17 protein-coding genes are annotated in these 14,514 nt (G+C 60.3%); 7 read left to right on the top strand and 10 right to left on the bottom strand.

Annotated elements, in window-relative coordinates; translation table 11 throughout:
* Positions 1-277: 277 nt before the first annotated feature.
* Positions 278-1,300: a transporter gene (locus AC07W4_RS25255; protein WP_008052672.1), complete on the top strand. Its 1,023-nt coding sequence runs from the start codon at positions 278-280 to the stop codon at positions 1,298-1,300.
* Between the two features lie 54 nt (positions 1,301-1,354).
* Here the strand turns inward: AC07W4_RS25255 and AC07W4_RS25250 are convergent, their stop codons facing one another.
* On the bottom strand, positions 1,355-1,789 hold the full coding sequence (locus AC07W4_RS25250; protein WP_008052673.1) for a multidrug/biocide efflux PACE transporter: 435 nt from the start codon (positions 1,787-1,789) through the stop codon (positions 1,355-1,357).
* Between the two features lie 92 nt (positions 1,790-1,881).
* On the opposite strand from AC07W4_RS25250, the gene AC07W4_RS25245 reads away from it, so the two are divergent.
* A complete protein-coding gene (locus AC07W4_RS25245; protein ID WP_008052674.1) occupies positions 1,882-2,736 on the top strand; it encodes a LysR family transcriptional regulator in 855 nt (284 codons plus the stop codon).
* 101 nt (positions 2,737-2,837) lie between these two features.
* On the opposite strand, the gene AC07W4_RS25240 is transcribed toward AC07W4_RS25245, so the two are convergent.
* From AC07W4_RS25240 to AC07W4_RS25230, 3 genes are all read right to left on the bottom strand, one after another.
* Positions 2,838-4,073 carry an RNA polymerase sigma factor gene (locus AC07W4_RS25240; protein ID WP_495034386.1) on the bottom strand — a complete coding sequence of 412 codons (1,236 nt, stop codon included), beginning with the start codon at positions 4,071-4,073 and terminating at the stop codon, positions 2,838-2,840.
* A gap of 1 nt (position 4,074) precedes the next feature.
* Positions 4,075-4,419: a YciI family protein gene (locus tag AC07W4_RS25235; protein ID WP_007985194.1), complete on the bottom strand. Its 345-nt coding sequence runs from the start codon at positions 4,417-4,419 to the stop codon at positions 4,075-4,077.
* Positions 4,420-4,485: 66 nt separating this feature from the next.
* Complete coding sequence (locus AC07W4_RS25230) at positions 4,486-4,911, bottom strand: YybH family protein (protein WP_111279936.1); 426 nt, start codon at positions 4,909-4,911, stop codon at positions 4,486-4,488.
* 141 nt (positions 4,912-5,052) lie between these two features.
* Between AC07W4_RS25230 and AC07W4_RS25225 the strand changes: the two genes are divergently transcribed.
* Positions 5,053-5,538, top strand: a complete 486-nt coding sequence (locus AC07W4_RS25225; protein ID WP_495034385.1) for a GNAT family N-acetyltransferase — start codon at positions 5,053-5,055, stop codon at positions 5,536-5,538.
* A 136-nt stretch (positions 5,539-5,674) separates the two neighbouring features.
* Here AC07W4_RS25225 and AC07W4_RS25220 read toward each other — a convergent pair whose 3' ends face one another.
* The 3 genes from AC07W4_RS25220 to AC07W4_RS25210 form a co-directional block, all read right to left on the bottom strand.
* The gene (locus tag AC07W4_RS25220) at positions 5,675-6,163 is read right to left on the bottom strand and encodes a GNAT family N-acetyltransferase (protein ID WP_495034384.1); all 489 of its coding nucleotides are present in this window, start codon (positions 6,161-6,163) and stop codon (positions 5,675-5,677) included.
* 98 nt (positions 6,164-6,261) lie between these two features.
* Positions 6,262-6,747: a GyrI-like domain-containing protein gene (locus AC07W4_RS25215; protein ID WP_495034383.1), complete on the bottom strand. Its 486-nt coding sequence runs from the start codon at positions 6,745-6,747 to the stop codon at positions 6,262-6,264.
* Between the two features lie 67 nt (positions 6,748-6,814).
* Positions 6,815-7,477: a LysE family translocator gene (locus tag AC07W4_RS25210; RefSeq protein ID WP_495034382.1), complete on the bottom strand. Its 663-nt coding sequence runs from the start codon at positions 7,475-7,477 to the stop codon at positions 6,815-6,817.
* A gap of 137 nt (positions 7,478-7,614) precedes the next feature.
* Here AC07W4_RS25210 and alaC point away from each other — a divergent pair, with 137 nt between their 5' ends.
* A complete protein-coding gene (alaC, locus tag AC07W4_RS25205) occupies positions 7,615-8,829 on the top strand; it encodes an alanine transaminase (RefSeq protein ID WP_495034381.1) in 1,215 nt (404 codons plus the stop codon).
* A 197-nt stretch (positions 8,830-9,026) separates the two neighbouring features.
* Here the strand turns inward: alaC and AC07W4_RS25200 are convergent, their stop codons facing one another.
* On the bottom strand, positions 9,027-10,379 hold the full coding sequence (locus AC07W4_RS25200; protein WP_007985175.1) for a GntP family permease: 1,353 nt from the start codon (positions 10,377-10,379) through the stop codon (positions 9,027-9,029).
* Positions 10,380-10,460: 81 nt separating this feature from the next.
* The gene (locus AC07W4_RS25195) at positions 10,461-10,994 is read right to left on the bottom strand and encodes a gluconokinase (protein ID WP_007985173.1); all 534 of its coding nucleotides are present in this window, start codon (positions 10,992-10,994) and stop codon (positions 10,461-10,463) included.
* Positions 10,995-11,209: 215 nt separating this feature from the next.
* Between AC07W4_RS25195 and gntR the strand changes: the two genes are divergently transcribed.
* On the top strand, positions 11,210-12,241 hold the full coding sequence (gene gntR / locus AC07W4_RS25190) for an HTH-type transcriptional regulator GntR (protein ID WP_495034380.1): 1,032 nt from the start codon (positions 11,210-11,212) through the stop codon (positions 12,239-12,241).
* A 192-nt stretch (positions 12,242-12,433) separates the two neighbouring features.
* Here gntR and AC07W4_RS25185 read toward each other — a convergent pair whose 3' ends face one another.
* Positions 12,434-12,682: a DUF6124 family protein gene (locus AC07W4_RS25185; RefSeq protein WP_007974480.1), complete on the bottom strand. Its 249-nt coding sequence runs from the start codon at positions 12,680-12,682 to the stop codon at positions 12,434-12,436.
* A gap of 441 nt (positions 12,683-13,123) precedes the next feature.
* Here AC07W4_RS25185 and AC07W4_RS25180 point away from each other — a divergent pair, with 441 nt between their 5' ends.
* Positions 13,124-13,630 carry a hypothetical protein gene (locus AC07W4_RS25180; protein WP_495034379.1) on the top strand — a complete coding sequence of 169 codons (507 nt, stop codon included), beginning with the start codon at positions 13,124-13,126 and terminating at the stop codon, positions 13,628-13,630.
* A 167-nt stretch (positions 13,631-13,797) separates the two neighbouring features.
* A complete protein-coding gene (locus tag AC07W4_RS25175) occupies positions 13,798-14,436 on the top strand; it encodes a glutathione S-transferase family protein (RefSeq protein WP_495034378.1) in 639 nt (212 codons plus the stop codon).
* The last annotated feature ends 78 nt before the right edge of the window (positions 14,437-14,514 follow it).

The following is a 14,514-nucleotide window of genomic DNA, read 5'->3' as shown; positions in this document are numbered from 1 at the left end:
CCCGACCGCCGGTAGAACAATCGTTTGCGCTAACTTTATCGTCACAAAACCGACATCTGCCCTTGCGATGATGCGGCTCAAGTGAACCTGTAAACCAGCCATAACCCGTCCTGTAGCAGCTGGCGAAGCCTGCGTTCGGCTGCGCAGCAGTCGTCAACTTGAACACGCGGTCTTCCAATGGAAATGCATTGCCTGATATCACGACTGCTGCGCAGCCGAACGCAGGCTTCGCCAGCTGCTACACAAGAGCGATAGAGCCCTCCCCTTGCGAGTCCTCATGAACCACAGCATCGATCAAAGCCATCGCGATACGGATCTGTTCGGCCTGCTTTACGGTTTCAGTTTTCGCCCCGGTGAGGCCGGTCGGGAAATCAATTCCGCCGAGGCCTTGCAGTACCTGCAACAGCCGGAAAGCGACGAGCAGTTTCTCTGGCTGCACCTGAACCTGGCCCACGCCGCGTGCGAGCGCTGGATGAAGAGCCATCTGGAGTTGCCCGAAGAATTTTTCGAAGCGCTGCACGAAGGCTCGCGCTCGACGCGCATCGAGCATGTCGACTCCGCGTTGCTGGCGGTGGTCAACGATGTGGTGTTCAACCTCAGCAACATGGTCTCCTCGGATGTCTCGACCCTGTGGGTGTGCGCCCGCAGTCAATTGATCATCAGCGCCCGCCTGCAACCGCTGCACTCGGTGGACAAATTGCGCTCGTCGGTGAAGGCCCGGGAGTGCTTTCGCTCCCCGCTGGAGTTGCTGGTGCATCTGCTGCGCGACCAGGGTGAGGTGCTGACCCAGATCGTGCGCAAGACCAGCCAGAGCGTGGACCAGATCGAAGACGAATTGCTCTCCTCGCGGCTGTCGACCAACCGCGCTGAACTGGGCGCCAATCGCCGGGTGCTGGTGCGATTGCAACGGCTGCTGGCGCTGGAGCCGGGCTCGTTGCTGCGCCTGCTCAACCGGCCGCCGCAATGGCTGCAAAAGGAAGACGTGAAGGAGTTGCGCAAATCCACCGAGGAGTTTGCGCTGATCATCAACGACCTCACGGCGCTGGGTGAGCGGATCAAGCTGTTGCAGGAAGAGATCGCCGCCAACATCAACGAACAGACCAACCGCACGCTGTTCACCCTGACGGTGGTGACAGTGCTGGCGCTGCCGATCAACATCATCGCCGGTTTCTTCGGCATGAACGTCGGCGGCATTCCGCTGGCCGAGGATCCGGAGGGTTTCTGGATTCTGGTGGCGCTGGTCGCGACCTTTACCGTGATCGCCGGGCGCTGGGCGTTTCGCAAACAGCAGGATTATTGACGTCTGCCAACCCCTGTGGCGAGGGAGCAAGCGCCCTCGCCACAAAAACGGTACTCAGCAAACCTCGCGAGTCACCAGCATCCGCTCCCGAACCACGTCATACGCCCAGTGGTAGACGTAGGTGTAGGGCAGGAAGAACAGCAACACGCCGATATCCAGCACGAACGCTTGCCACAGGCTGACATTCAGCCACCAGGCGATCAGCGGTACGCCCAGGGCCACCAGTCCGCCTTCGAACAACAGCGCATGCACCACGCGGACCCAGGCGTTGTGTGCGATGGCAAAGCGCTTGAGCAGCCGATCGAACAGACCGTTGAAGACCACGTTCCAGGCCAGGGCCAGGCCGGCAATGAGGACGGTGACCATGCCCATTTCCAGCATCGGTTTCTTCATGATCCAGGCCAGCAACGGGGTACAGATCAAGATGGCCAGCAGTTCGAAGCCGATGGCTTGAAAAATACGTTCAGTAATGGATTTGTTGGCGCTCATGGCCGAACTCCCTTGAGTGACTGTGTGGTTGCCATGATCCGTCATCACGCCGATACTTCATAACCAATAACCATCGATCAAGGCGATAGTTCATGGCCTCTCACGAAGTGTTGCTGGCGTTTGTCGAAGCCGCGACTCAAGGCTCGTTTTCCGCCGCGGCGCGCAAACTGGGCCGCAGTCAGTCGACCATCAGCGCCGCAGTGGCCAGCCTGGAAATCGACCTGAACCTGACGCTGTTCGACCGCAGCAGCCGCAAGCCCGGGCTGACCCCGGCCGGGCACGTCATGCTGCAACGGGCCGAAGAGATCCTGGCCGCCACCAGTCGCCTGGAAATAGCCGCCAGCCAACTGTCCCAAGGGGTGGAAGCGAAACTGACGGTGGCGCTTTCCGATACCTATCAGTCGGACCGCTTCGAAGCCGCCCTCAGTGCCTTCGAGCAGCGTTACCCGGACCTGGAGCTCGAGTGTCTGATCGCCGAATGCGATGACCTGATGTCCCTGGTGCAAAGCGGCCGGGCGCAGATTGCCTTCGCCGAAATGCAGGACAGCTACCCGCCGGACCTGGTCAGCTCGACGGTGGACGAGCGCACAGAAATCGCCTTGTTCGTGTCCCCGACACACCCGTTGGCGATGCTGGACTACGTCGACCAGGACGTACTGCAACAGCACCGTGAGCTGCGTCTGGCCACCATCATCAATCCCTATGAAAGTCGGGCCAAGGGCCGCGTCTGGTCGGCGCCGAGTTATCTGATGCTGCTGGAAATGGCTCAGGGCGGATTCGGCTGGGCGCCATTGCCCCGCTGGCTGGTGGAACGCTTCGGGCCCGGCTCCTTGCAGGAATTGGTGGTGCGTGGCTGGCCGAAAACGGTGTCGGTGGACGCGCTGTGGTCGCGGCTGAATCCGCCGGGACCGGCGGGGAGCTGGTTGCTGGGTAAAATGCTGGAATAGCGGCGCGGCTATTCGCGGGCAAGCCCGCTCCCACAGGTATCGAGTACGCCATCAATTCCTGTGGGAGCGGGCTTGCTCGCGAAGAGGCCCGCAAGGTCACATCAACCTAACGCTTGCAACCGAGCCTCGATAAACCGCCGCTCCGGCTCTTGCCGGGTCAACGCCAGCGCTCGTTCCCAAGCCGCCCGCGCCTCTTGCTTGCGGCCCAGTTGCCAACAGAATTGCGCCCGCGCCGAATGCGCCAGGTGGTAGTCGAGCAGTTCTCCCCGCGCCAGAATGGCGTCGACCAACGTCAGCCCCGCCAGTGGACCATCGCGTTGCGAAATCGCCGCCGCACGATTCAACTCGATCACCGGTGACGGCACCACCCTCAGCAGGACGTCATACAGACCGACAATCTGCGGCCAATCGGTTTCCCCCGCCGCCCGGGCTTCGGCGTGCACCGCCGCGATCGCCGCTTGCAGGCAATAGGGTCCGAATCGTCCCATGGTCAGCGCCCGCTCGACCAGCGTGCAGCCTTCGCTGATCAACCCGGCATCCCACAGCGAACGGTCCTGTTCGTCCAGCACAATCAGTTCGCCGCTCGCCGAGGTCCTGGCCGGGCGGCGCGACTCGTGCAGCAGCATCAATGCCAACAAGCCCATCACCTCCGGCTCCGGCAGCAGTTCCACCAGCAACCGACCGAGACGGATCGCTTCGCGGGTCAAATCCTCGCGGATCAGTTCTGCCCCGATGGACGCCGAGTAACCCTCGTTGAACACCAGATAAATCACCCGCAATACGCTGTCCAGACGCTCGGGCAACTCAGCGAGCGTCGGCACTTGATAGGGGATTTTCGCGTCGCGGATCTTCGCTTTGGCGCGCACGATGCGCTGGGCGATGGTGGCCGGGGCCGAGAGAAAGGCCCGGGCGATTTCTTCCGTGGTCAGGTCGCAGACTTCCCGCAGCGTCAGCGGCACTTGCGCGTCGGCCGCCAGGGCCGGGTGGCAACAAGTGAAGATCAGCCGCAGGCGATCATCTTCCACGTCTTCATCACTCCAATCTGCCTGCTCCAGCTCTTCCAGTTGTGCGATCAGCAAAGGCTGCGACGCGGCAAAACGCGCACGCCGGCGCAAGGCATCGATGGCCTTGAAGCGCCCGGTGGACACCAGCCAGGCCCGCGGATTGTCCGGCACGCCGTCACGCTGCCAACGTTCGACCGCGATGAAAAACGCCTCGTGCAAGGCTTCTTCGGCGAGGTCGAAATCCCCCAGCAAACGAATCAGGGTCGCAAGAATCCGCCGCGACTCTTCGCGATAGACCCGCTCGACCTGCGCCTGAATCGGCAGCCCCGGCATCTTAAGGATTCAACTGCCGAACGGGGCGCACTTCGACACTGCCGACCCGGGCCGCCGGAATGTTCCCGGCGACCTGGATGGCTTCGTTGAGGTCCCTGGCATCGATCAGGTAGAAGCCGGCCAATTGCTCCTTGGTTTCAGCGAATGGCCCGTCGGTGATCGACATCTTGCCGTTGCGCATGCGCACCGTAGTGGCGGTCTGTACCGACTCCAGTGCTTCGGCGGCGACCATCCGGCCGCTGCCCTGGATCGACTCGGCATAGGCCATGCACTCTTCGTCCTTCGGGCTTTCCGGCAGCGAATGCAGCAATCGCTCATCGCTGTAGACCAGGCATAAATACTTCATCACGCTCTCCTTATCGAACGATCAACTATGGCCGCTGATTGGCATTCTGGCTCGGCTTCCCGACGATCAGGGTTTGAGATCGAACAGCGTCGCGCCGCTGGTCATGTCGAACGGTGCAGACCAATGTTCGTGGACGATCTGCCACAGCCCGGCTTCTTGCCGATAGCAGGCGGTGACGCGCATCCAGCATGACTGGGTTTCGCCCTTGTCGTTGGTGCCACCGCAATGGGCCAGCCAGTGAGCGAACGCAATTTCCTGGGACGGCTCGATGGTGATTTCGTGGAATTCGAAGATGTGCGGGCCGGGGCACATTTCCATGCAGGCCTGCCAATGCGCGCGATACGCCGGCTTGCCTTTGAATTGCAGGGCCTTGACTGCGTCGAAGGAGACGATGTCATCGGCATAAAGGGCCATGACTTTTTCAATGTCCTTGGCCATGACTGCCTGACGATAGTTCTCGATGAGGTTCTGGATCTGGGTTTGCGAGTTCATGGTGGTTCTCCGTGGTTTTTATAGTGAAGACACCCTTAGTCGTCCGGCGATCCGGCAAATCGACAGGTGAAATAAAAATAATCCAAACGACCAGACTCGCTAGAATCCGAGACTCATTCATGTAGGAAAAAGGACACTCCAGTGACAGCCCGACTCGTGCCTTATGAAAGCCTGAATGCCCTGCAGCGCCAACAGGTCGAGGCCATTGAAGTGCATTCGGAACAGATCAGGTTCTCCGGTGATATCCACGGTGCATTGCACACTTTGTTGTCCAAGCCCGGCCCCGGCGTCAAGGGATTTGCCCTGCTGGCTGAGGATGTGCCCGTCGCGTTCCTGCTGCTCAAGCGCCCGCCGGTGTTGCCGGCCTGGGCGGATGAGCACAGCGCGACCCTGCATGCCCTGCAAGTCGATCAACGCGCCCAGGGCAAGGGCTACGGCAAGGCCTGCCTGCAAGCGCTGCCCGAGGCGGCGCGCCTGGCCTGGCCGGAAATCAGAGGATTGGAGTTGTCGGTGGATGCCGACAACGAGGCTGCCATCGCGCTGTACGAAAGGTTTGGCTTTGTCGACAGTGGCGAGGCGTACAAGGGCCGAATCGGCTATGAGCGGCGGATGGGGTTGGTGTTCTAGGCACGGACCCGCAATCGACACAAAACTACTGTGGGAGCGGGCTTGCTCGCGAAGGCGGAGTGTCAGCCAACGATGATTTCGACTGACACACCACCTTCGCGAGCAAGCCCGCTCCCACAGGGGACCTCAGTGTGACTTACAATTCGAGCACCATCTCATGCCAAGCCATGCCGCCATGGTCGGACGCCGAAGGCTTGATGTAGGCAAAGCCGAACCCGGCATACAAAGGAATGTGCCGTTCCTTGCACATCAGGTTGATGCTGACCTTGCCCATCCCACGCATGCGCTCGATGAACTCGCCCATCAGGCGCTTGGCCAGGCCTTGCCCCTGATAATCCGGGTGCACCACCACCGACATGATCACTACGTGCGGCCCGGCCGGGTCGTGGCCGATCAACTCCTTGAACGCCTCGTCCGACATTTCCACCTGGAACGCCGCACCGGAATTGATGAAACCGGCGACGACCCCGTCCACTTCCGCAACGATAAAACCCTCGGGCCAAGTGGCGATACGGATGGCGATCTTTTCGCGGGTCGCGGCTTCGTCACCTTCATAGGCAAGGGTTTCGATGGCAAAGCAGCGGTCCAGATCGGCGGGGGTGACGTTGCGAATGACGGTGTTCATGGCAGCTCGGGGTCAGCGTGGGAAAGGCCGGGAATGATAAATCAGCCGCCGTGGGACATCGAGAGACGAATCGGCTGATTCGCCTCTCGCTGCAGGTGTCATGCCTTGATCGGTAGCCAGAGTTCCAGCGTGCCAGTGTTGAGCTTGGGGTTGAAGTCTTCGCTGTAACGCTCGAACTCCGGCGCTGCCAATAGTTCGTGGCCGGATTGCGGCAGCCACGTGCCATGGATGTACTGGAAGGTTTGCGGCAGGGTGTCCAGCGGCCCCTTGTGCTCGAACACCGCGTATAGCTGCGGCTGAACTTCCACCCAGCGATAGGTTTCCGGCAAGTCGTCGAGCTTGCTGATCTCGACCCCGGCGATGTAATCGAAGCCGCCCTTGCCGTCGAAATTGCAGCAGACGCCGTAGGTGACTTCGCCTTTTTGCCCCGGAACATTGCCGATGTGGGGCATGAATGTCTCCCAGAGTGCTGGAATACCCTGGGTGGTTTGCTGGGTAAATTGTCCGCCCAGCCCTGCAATCAGCAGGAAGTGCCCGTGTTCGAAGCGCGGTTGCGTCAGTTCGACGCGTGCTAACTCATCCATGACTCGACTCCTGACGCATAAAAATGGGTTCGGCTGGGAGTATAGAAGCCAAACCCGATTCGCCCAATTACAGTGCGTGCAACTGCTCGACGGCAGCGGCGCCAACGAACTCGTTGTAACCCGATAGGATCACGTAGACCGCGAAATAGCAGAAGATCGCCGCCGATGCCATGTAGGAATAACGTAGCAACTTGTCCCCCAGCAACTTGCCGCCGTGGCTCGCGGCAAAGCACAGCCCGACGCACCAGAGAATCCCCGCGCAGAGAAAACCGCCGAGAAACAGTGCTGAACTGAGGGCGCCACCGCCACCGGAACGAGCGATCAGCGTACCGCCCACCGCAGCGAACCAGAGAATCGCACTGGGCGACGACATGGCCAGGAAAATCCCGCGAAAGAACTCTTTGCGATGGGAGTTGTGCCCCACCTCGGCCGATTGCGCTAGCACCGCCTCGTGGTGAATCGCCGAATAAATCATCTTCGCCGCGAAGTACACCAACAGCGCCGAGCCACCGATCCACAACACCCAGCGCACGGTTTCGTATTGCAGCAACACGGTCATGCCGGCCAGCGCCAGTACCGCGTAGATCAGGTCGCCGACGCAGGTCCCGAGGCCCAGGGCAAAACCCTGGAAATAGCCGCGCTGCATCGCCAGGGTGATCATCGCGATATTGGCCACGCCGATATCCAGGCACAGCGAGAGGCTCAGCAAGAAGCCGCTGGTAAATTCCATCGAACCCTTTCCTTCGGACAAATTTGTTTACATTGAGGCTGGACAGTCTGCCACAGCTGCCCTTACATTCCGCCACAGGTCACCGCTGACCTGCGTCGCTCGGACGGTTCCGGGCGCTTACGTTATCCGAGGCAACAATGGCCGAACAAGGTTCGCCGCGCCGCTTTGCGCGCATAGATCGACTCCCCCCTTACGTTTTCAACATCACCGCCGAGCTGAAGATGGCCGCCCGTCGTCGTGGCGAAGACATCATCGACTTGAGCATGGGCAACCCCGACGGCGCCACGCCGCCGCACATCGTCGAAAAACTCGTCACGGTGGCCCAGCGCGAAGACACCCACGGCTACTCCACCTCCAAGGGCATTCCGCGCCTGCGCCGGGCGATTTCCAACTGGTACAAGGACCGCTACGAGGTCGACATCGACCCGGAAAGCGAAGCCATTGTCACCATCGGTTCCAAGGAAGGCCTGGCGCACCTCATGCTGGCCACCCTGGATCAGGGCGACACCGTGCTGGTGCCGAACCCGAGCTACCCGATTCACATCTACGGTGCCGTGATTGCCGGCGCCCAGGTGCGGTCGGTGCCGCTGGTACCGGGCGTGGATTTCTTCGCTGAACTTGAACGGGCGATTCGCGGTTCGATCCCCAAGCCGAAGATGATGATCCTCGGCTTCCCGTCCAACCCCACCGCCCAGTGCGTGGAACTGGATTTCTTCGAGCGCGTCATCGCCCTCGCCAAGCAATACGACGTACTGGTGGTACACGACCTGGCCTACGCCGACATCGTCTACGACGGCTGGAAAGCCCCGTCGATCATGCAGGTGCCGGGGGCCAAGGACATTGCGGTGGAGTTCTTCACCCTGTCCAAGAGCTACAACATGGCCGGCTGGCGCATTGGCTTCATGGTCGGTAACCCGGAACTGGTCAATGCCCTGGCGCGGATCAAGAGCTACCACGACTACGGAACCTTCACCCCGCTGCAAGTGGCGGCGATCGCTGCGCTTGAAGGCGACCAGCAATGCGTGCGCGACATCGCCGATCAGTATCGGCAGCGGCGCAACGTGCTGGTCAAGGGCCTGCATGAACTGGGCTGGATGGTGGAAAACCCGAAAGCCTCAATGTACGTCTGGGCCAAAATCCCTGAGGCTTACGCGCACCTGGGTTCGCTGGAGTTTGCCAAGAAGCTGCTGGCCGAAGCCAAGGTGTGTGTCTCGCCGGGCGTCGGGTTTGGCGAGTATGGCGATGATCACGTGCGCTTTGCCCTGATCGAAAACCAGGACCGGATTCGACAGGCCGTGCGCGGGATTCGCGGGATGTTTCGGGCGGATGGGCTAGTACAGAAAACCAACTGACAACACATGACCTTGTGGGAGCGGGCTTGCTCCGGGCGGCGATCCGACGAATGCGGTATATCAAACAACATCTTGGTTGACTGACACGACGCTTTCGCGAGCAAGCCCGCTCCCACATTTGTTCTATGTTCAGTCTTGAAATCGATCACCCACAAAAAAACCGCATCGCTGCGGTTTTTTTGTACCTGCCGAATCGCTTAAACGAACAGCGACAACAACAGGATAAAGCCCAGACCAACCACGGAGAGGATGGTTTCCATCGCGGTCCAGGTCTTGAAGGTTTCGGCCACGGTCATGTTGAAGTACTGCTTGACCAGCCAGAAACCGGCGTCGTTGACGTGGGACAGGATCAGGGAGCCTGCACCAGTGGCCAGCACCAGCAGCTCACGGTTCACACCCGGAATCATCCCCACCACCGGCACCACGATGCCGGCGCCAGTGATGGTCGCCACGGTTGCCGAACCGGTCGCGATACGAATCACCGCCGCCACCAGCCAGGCCAGCAGGATCGGCGAGATCTGCGCGGCCACCGCCATGTTGCCGATCACGTTACCCACACCGCTGGTCACCAGCATCTGCTTGAAGCCACCACCGGCACCGATGATCAGGATGATCGCGGCGGTCGGCGCCAGGCTCGCATCCAGCCATTTCAGGATCTGTTGGGAACCGATGCCCTGCTTGTGGCCGAAGGTGTACAGCGACAGCAGCAACGCCAGCAGCAGCGCCGAGATCGGGTGACCGATCAGGTCCATGAAGGTGCGGAAGAAGTTGCCGTCCGGCAGCACTACGTCGGCAAAGGTCTTGAGCAACATCAGGAACACCGGCGACAGCACGGTGACCAGGGTGATGCCAAAACTCGGCAAATCGGCGGAATCCGACTCGCGCGCCAGTTGATCCACCAGCTCCTGATTCGGATGACCGGGGATGTGCTTGGCAATGAACGTACCGAAGATCGGACCGGCAATGATAGCGGTCGGCAGCGCCACGATCAGGCCGTACAGAATGGTCTTGCCGATGTCGGCACCGAACACGCCGATGGCCAGCAACGGCCCCGGGTGCGGCGGCACCAGGCCGTGTACCGCGGACAGACCAGCCAGCAACGGGATACCGATCTTGATGATCGACACGCCGGTGCGGCGGGCCACGATGAACACCAGCGGAATCAGCAACACGAAGCCGATTTCGAAGAACAGCGGGATACCGACCAGGAACGCGGCGAACATCATCGCCCACTGCACCTTGTCCTTGCCGAAGGCGCGGATCAACGTCTGCGCAATCTGATCCGCACCGCCCGATTCGGCCATCATTTTGCCGAGCATCGTGCCCAGCGCGAGGATGATGCCGACAAAACCGAGTACGCCACCGAAGCCGTCCTGGAACGCCTTGATGATGGTGCCGATCGGCATGCCGGAGGTGAGCCCTAGGAAAGCGGCGGCAATGGTCAGGGCAATGAACGGGTGGAACTTGAACTTGGTGATCAGGACAATAAGCCCGATCACCGTGACCACTGCATCGAGCAGCAGGAACGTCTCGTGGGACATGCCGAACATTAGGGGTGTCTCCTGGTTGTTGTTGTTATTGAAGCGGGTTGATCAGAATTCGTGAGGACAGCGCTGTCTTTGTAAACACAGTCATACCGCCTGCTTCAGGCCGTGCGCCTGCCACCAGACATGGGCCTGTGCAGCCAGTTGCTCGACGCTATGGGTCGAAGCATCCAGCGCCAGGGTCAACGGCTCGCCCACGGGCGATTCGAGGGTGGCGAACTGGCTGGCGATCAGGGTCGACGGCATGAAGTGGCCCGGCCGATGGGACACACGGTCGGCGGCCACTTCGGGGGTCAACTCAAGGAACACGAAGCCCAGGCCCGGCAAGGCACTGCGCAAGCGTTCGCGGTAGATGTGTTTGAGAGCCGAACAGGTCAGCACCGGGCGCTGGCCCTTGGCGTCGACACGGCGCAATTCATCGCACAGGCTGTCGAGCCAGCCGGCGCGGTCTTCATCGTTCAGGGGAATACCCGCGCTCATCTTTTCGATGTTGGCGGCAGGGTGAAAAGAGTCGCCTTCAATGGCAGTGGCGCCGCTCAGTTGGCACAGGGCCTCGCTGACGCACGTTTTGCCGCAACCGGCAACGCCCATGATGACCAGGGCGGTGATGGGATGATTCATGTAACACCTCAGCGCGCAGACAGCGCTACCTTTGCCAGTTATGACACCAGATCAAAAGCAGATATTGCCGACGCCTTTCTTGTCATTTTATGGGTTGCAGCAGGTTAGGTCCCGACACCAAAAAGCAAGGATCAGGCGAACCCTCGCTCACGCATTTGCAGCTGCATCGAGACAGCGCTACCTTAGTGCCTTGAATTTTGTTTGGCAAGCCGTCGATGACCCTAACCAAGAACGATAAAAATACCCGCACTACTGGCCGCCCTACCCTGAACGAAGTGGCCCGCCTGGCCGGCGTCAGTCCGATTACCGCGTCCCGCGCCCTGCGCGGCGTCAGCACCGTGGCCACCGAACTGGTGGAAAAGGTGCAGAAAGCGGCGCTTGAACTCAACTATGTGGTCAACCCCGCCGCCCGTGCCCTGGCCTCGGCCCAGAGCCAGTCAGTCGTGGTGCTGGTGCCGTCGCTGTCCAACCTGCTGTTCATCGACACCCTGGAAGCCATTCATCAGGTCCTGCGGCCCAAGGGCTTCGAAGTGCTGATCGGCAACTTCCATTATTCGCGCGATGAGGAAGAAAACCTGCTGCGCAATTACATGGCCTATCAACCCCGCGGCTTGCTGCTGACGGGTTTCGACCGTACCGAAAGTTCGCGACGGATGATCGAAGCCAGCAACATTCCCTGTGTGTACATGATGGAACTGGACAGCGCCGCCGGGCTCAATTGCGTTGGCTTTTCGCAACTGGCCGCCGGAGAAACGGCTGCCGAACACTTGCTGTCTCGCGGCCGCAAGCGCCTGGCCTACATCGGCGCGCAACTGGACCAACGCACCTTGCTGCGCGGCGAAGGCTTCCGCAAAGCCCTGCAAAAGGCCGGTCGGTATGACCCGGACCTGGAAGTGCTGACACCCCGCTCCTCCTCCGTCGGCCTCGGCGGCGAGTTGTTTCTGCAACTGCTGGCCAGTCATCCGGATGTCGACGCGATCTTCTTCGGCAACGACGACCTGGCCCAGGGCGCCCTGCTCGAAGCCATGCGCAATGGGATCAGGATTCCCGAACAGGTGGCGATCCTGGGTTTCAACGACTTGCCCATGTCCGCACACATGGTCCCGCGCCTGAGCAGCATCAACACCCCGCGCGAAGCCATCGGCCGCCGCGCGGCGGAGCAAATGCTGACGCTGATGGCCGGCAACACCGTGGCCAGGCCGGTGCAGGACATGGGGTTTGAGTTGAAGGTGCGCGAGAGTACCTGATGTAGCGAGCAGGCTCGCTGAACACACTGTTGTGTAGCAGCTGGCGAAGCCTGCGTCCGGCTGCGAAGCAGTCGTAAAATCAGCCGACGCGGTCATTCAGGAAGATCGAGTGCTCGGGTTTTACGACTGCTTCGCAGCCGAACGCAGGCTTCGCCAGCTGCTACAGACCGCGTTTCTTTACAGGTTCGGCGATTAATCCTGCGGATCGAGGTTATCCAGTACCCGATTCACCGCCAGTTCCGCCAGCATGATGATCTGTGCAATCGCCAATGCCGTGTTGCGCTGGCTGCCTTCCAGAAACGTAGCAAAGTCATTGGTCATCACACTCGCCGAGGCCAGTGATTCGCAGGCGTGCGCCAACAGCGTTTCGTTATTGATGCCGGGTGAGATGGAGAACATCGGGCTGGGATTGCGTGGGGGGTTGGGCGTGGGTTTGAACATGGTGATGCTCCTAGAGTGATGGAGCTGCCAAGTCTCGCTGCGATACGAAGGGTGGCAGCTGTACGCGGGTCGCAGACCGGGACTCTAGAACCCGGTAGACCCGAAGGTCTCCCACGCACAGCCGCCATAACGTGAATTGATCACGAACGGTGGACGCTATGCGTCTAGAGATACCCGGGCTGCGAAACCCGATCGCTGAATTTGCAGCGACACGGAACGATAGAGTCCGGATACCAGGCGCACAAGTCGGCGGATTCTGGCGTAGTTGTAGGCAAGGGTGCAAGAAACCGTAATCTGTGGAGCTCATCCGAAGCCAATTACCTTCAGACCATTCCTACACAGCATTCCGGGACTGTTTATCCGCATTTCGAAACATCTTTTACCCTCCGCGACCCGAGTGTCGAGTGCAGAATCCGCAGACTTTTTCTCGCGGATATTCCTATGCGCAATGCGATTTTCCTGACCGGCGTGCTGACCCTCTTGCTCGGCCAAACGATTCAGGCACAAGCCTCGGAGCCGAACGACTGGACGCAGTTTTTGAACGATCCTCGTTTCATGCCGGCAATCAAAAGTTGCCTGGTCGCTCACCCCAAAGCCGAGGGGCCAGCCGTTGTCATGAACGTTTGGCATGCGAACCGGGAAGAAGCCGGGGTCATGACAACCGACCTGAGCGGACGCAGAAACAGCTGTTTCGCCCGCAAGGACACGGGTGTTGTAAGCGAGTCCCGGACGGTGTTTGATCTGCCCGGACCGCTATTTGTGTCAGTGGATCAAGCCAAAGTGGCGCCCAAGGGTGAGTGCATTGAATCAACTCCGGTGTACATCGACCAACGGCTTCAGGGCTGGATCCTCAAGCAACCTGTTCTCCATCCACACATCCCCAGTGCCTGTTCGACCCCGATCTGGACTGACCTGTTGCCGGCCAACCAGTCTCGGCCAAGTGCCTGAAGCCCAATCAAGAGCCTCCGTCGAGGCATTACCGCGCGGAGCATGGGAACGATCAAGGCGTCCAGGCGAGCGGATTTCAACTAACCTTTTAGAGCAACGTATGTCGCCCTCTGGCGGGCACACTGTTAGATTCCCGTAGCGTACCAACTCGCTAACGGAGTAGCTCAATGGAACACACACTGAAGATTCTGGGTAAAGCCTCGTCGATCAACGTCCGCAAGGTTCTGTGGACCTGCGAGGAACTGGGCATCACCTACGAACGCGAGGACTGGGGCAGCGGCTTTGCCTCCACCCACAGCCCGGAGTTCCTCCGGTTCAATCCCAACGCGCAGGTGCCGGTGATCATCGATGAAGCCGGGGTGTTATGGGAGTCCAATACCATCTGCCGCTACCTGGTGGGCAAACACCATCACCATCATACCGAGCTGCTGCCTACTGAACCTGCCGCCCGCGCTCGGGTGGAGCAGTGGATGGATTGGCAAGCCACCGAGCTCAATCCGTCCTGGAGATATCCGTTCATGGCACTGGTGCGCAAGGACCCGGAATTCCAGGATCCGCATAGCCTCGAGGTCGGCATTCGCGGCTGGAACCAGAAGATGGCCATCCTCGAACATCAACTCGCAACCACCAAGGCCTATGTCACCGGACCGCGGTTTACCCTGGCCGACATCGTCATCGGCCTGTCGGTCAATCGCTGGCTGATGACCCCGATCGAGCGTCCGGACTACCCCGCCGTCGATGAGTATTTCAAACGCCTGGCGCAACACCCCGGTTTCCTGAAGCATTGCTGCAACGGCTTGCCTTGAACCAGTCAGTTAAGCAATTTCAGCCGCGACACCCTTTGTAGCAGCTGCCGAGCCCGCGAGGCTGCGTTCGGCTGCGAA

The organism is Pseudomonas sp. GW821-FHT02A08, from assembly GCF_059422045.1.
Note: the sequence above shows the minus strand (reverse complement) of the source record. Positions and strands in the feature narration are given on the sequence as shown.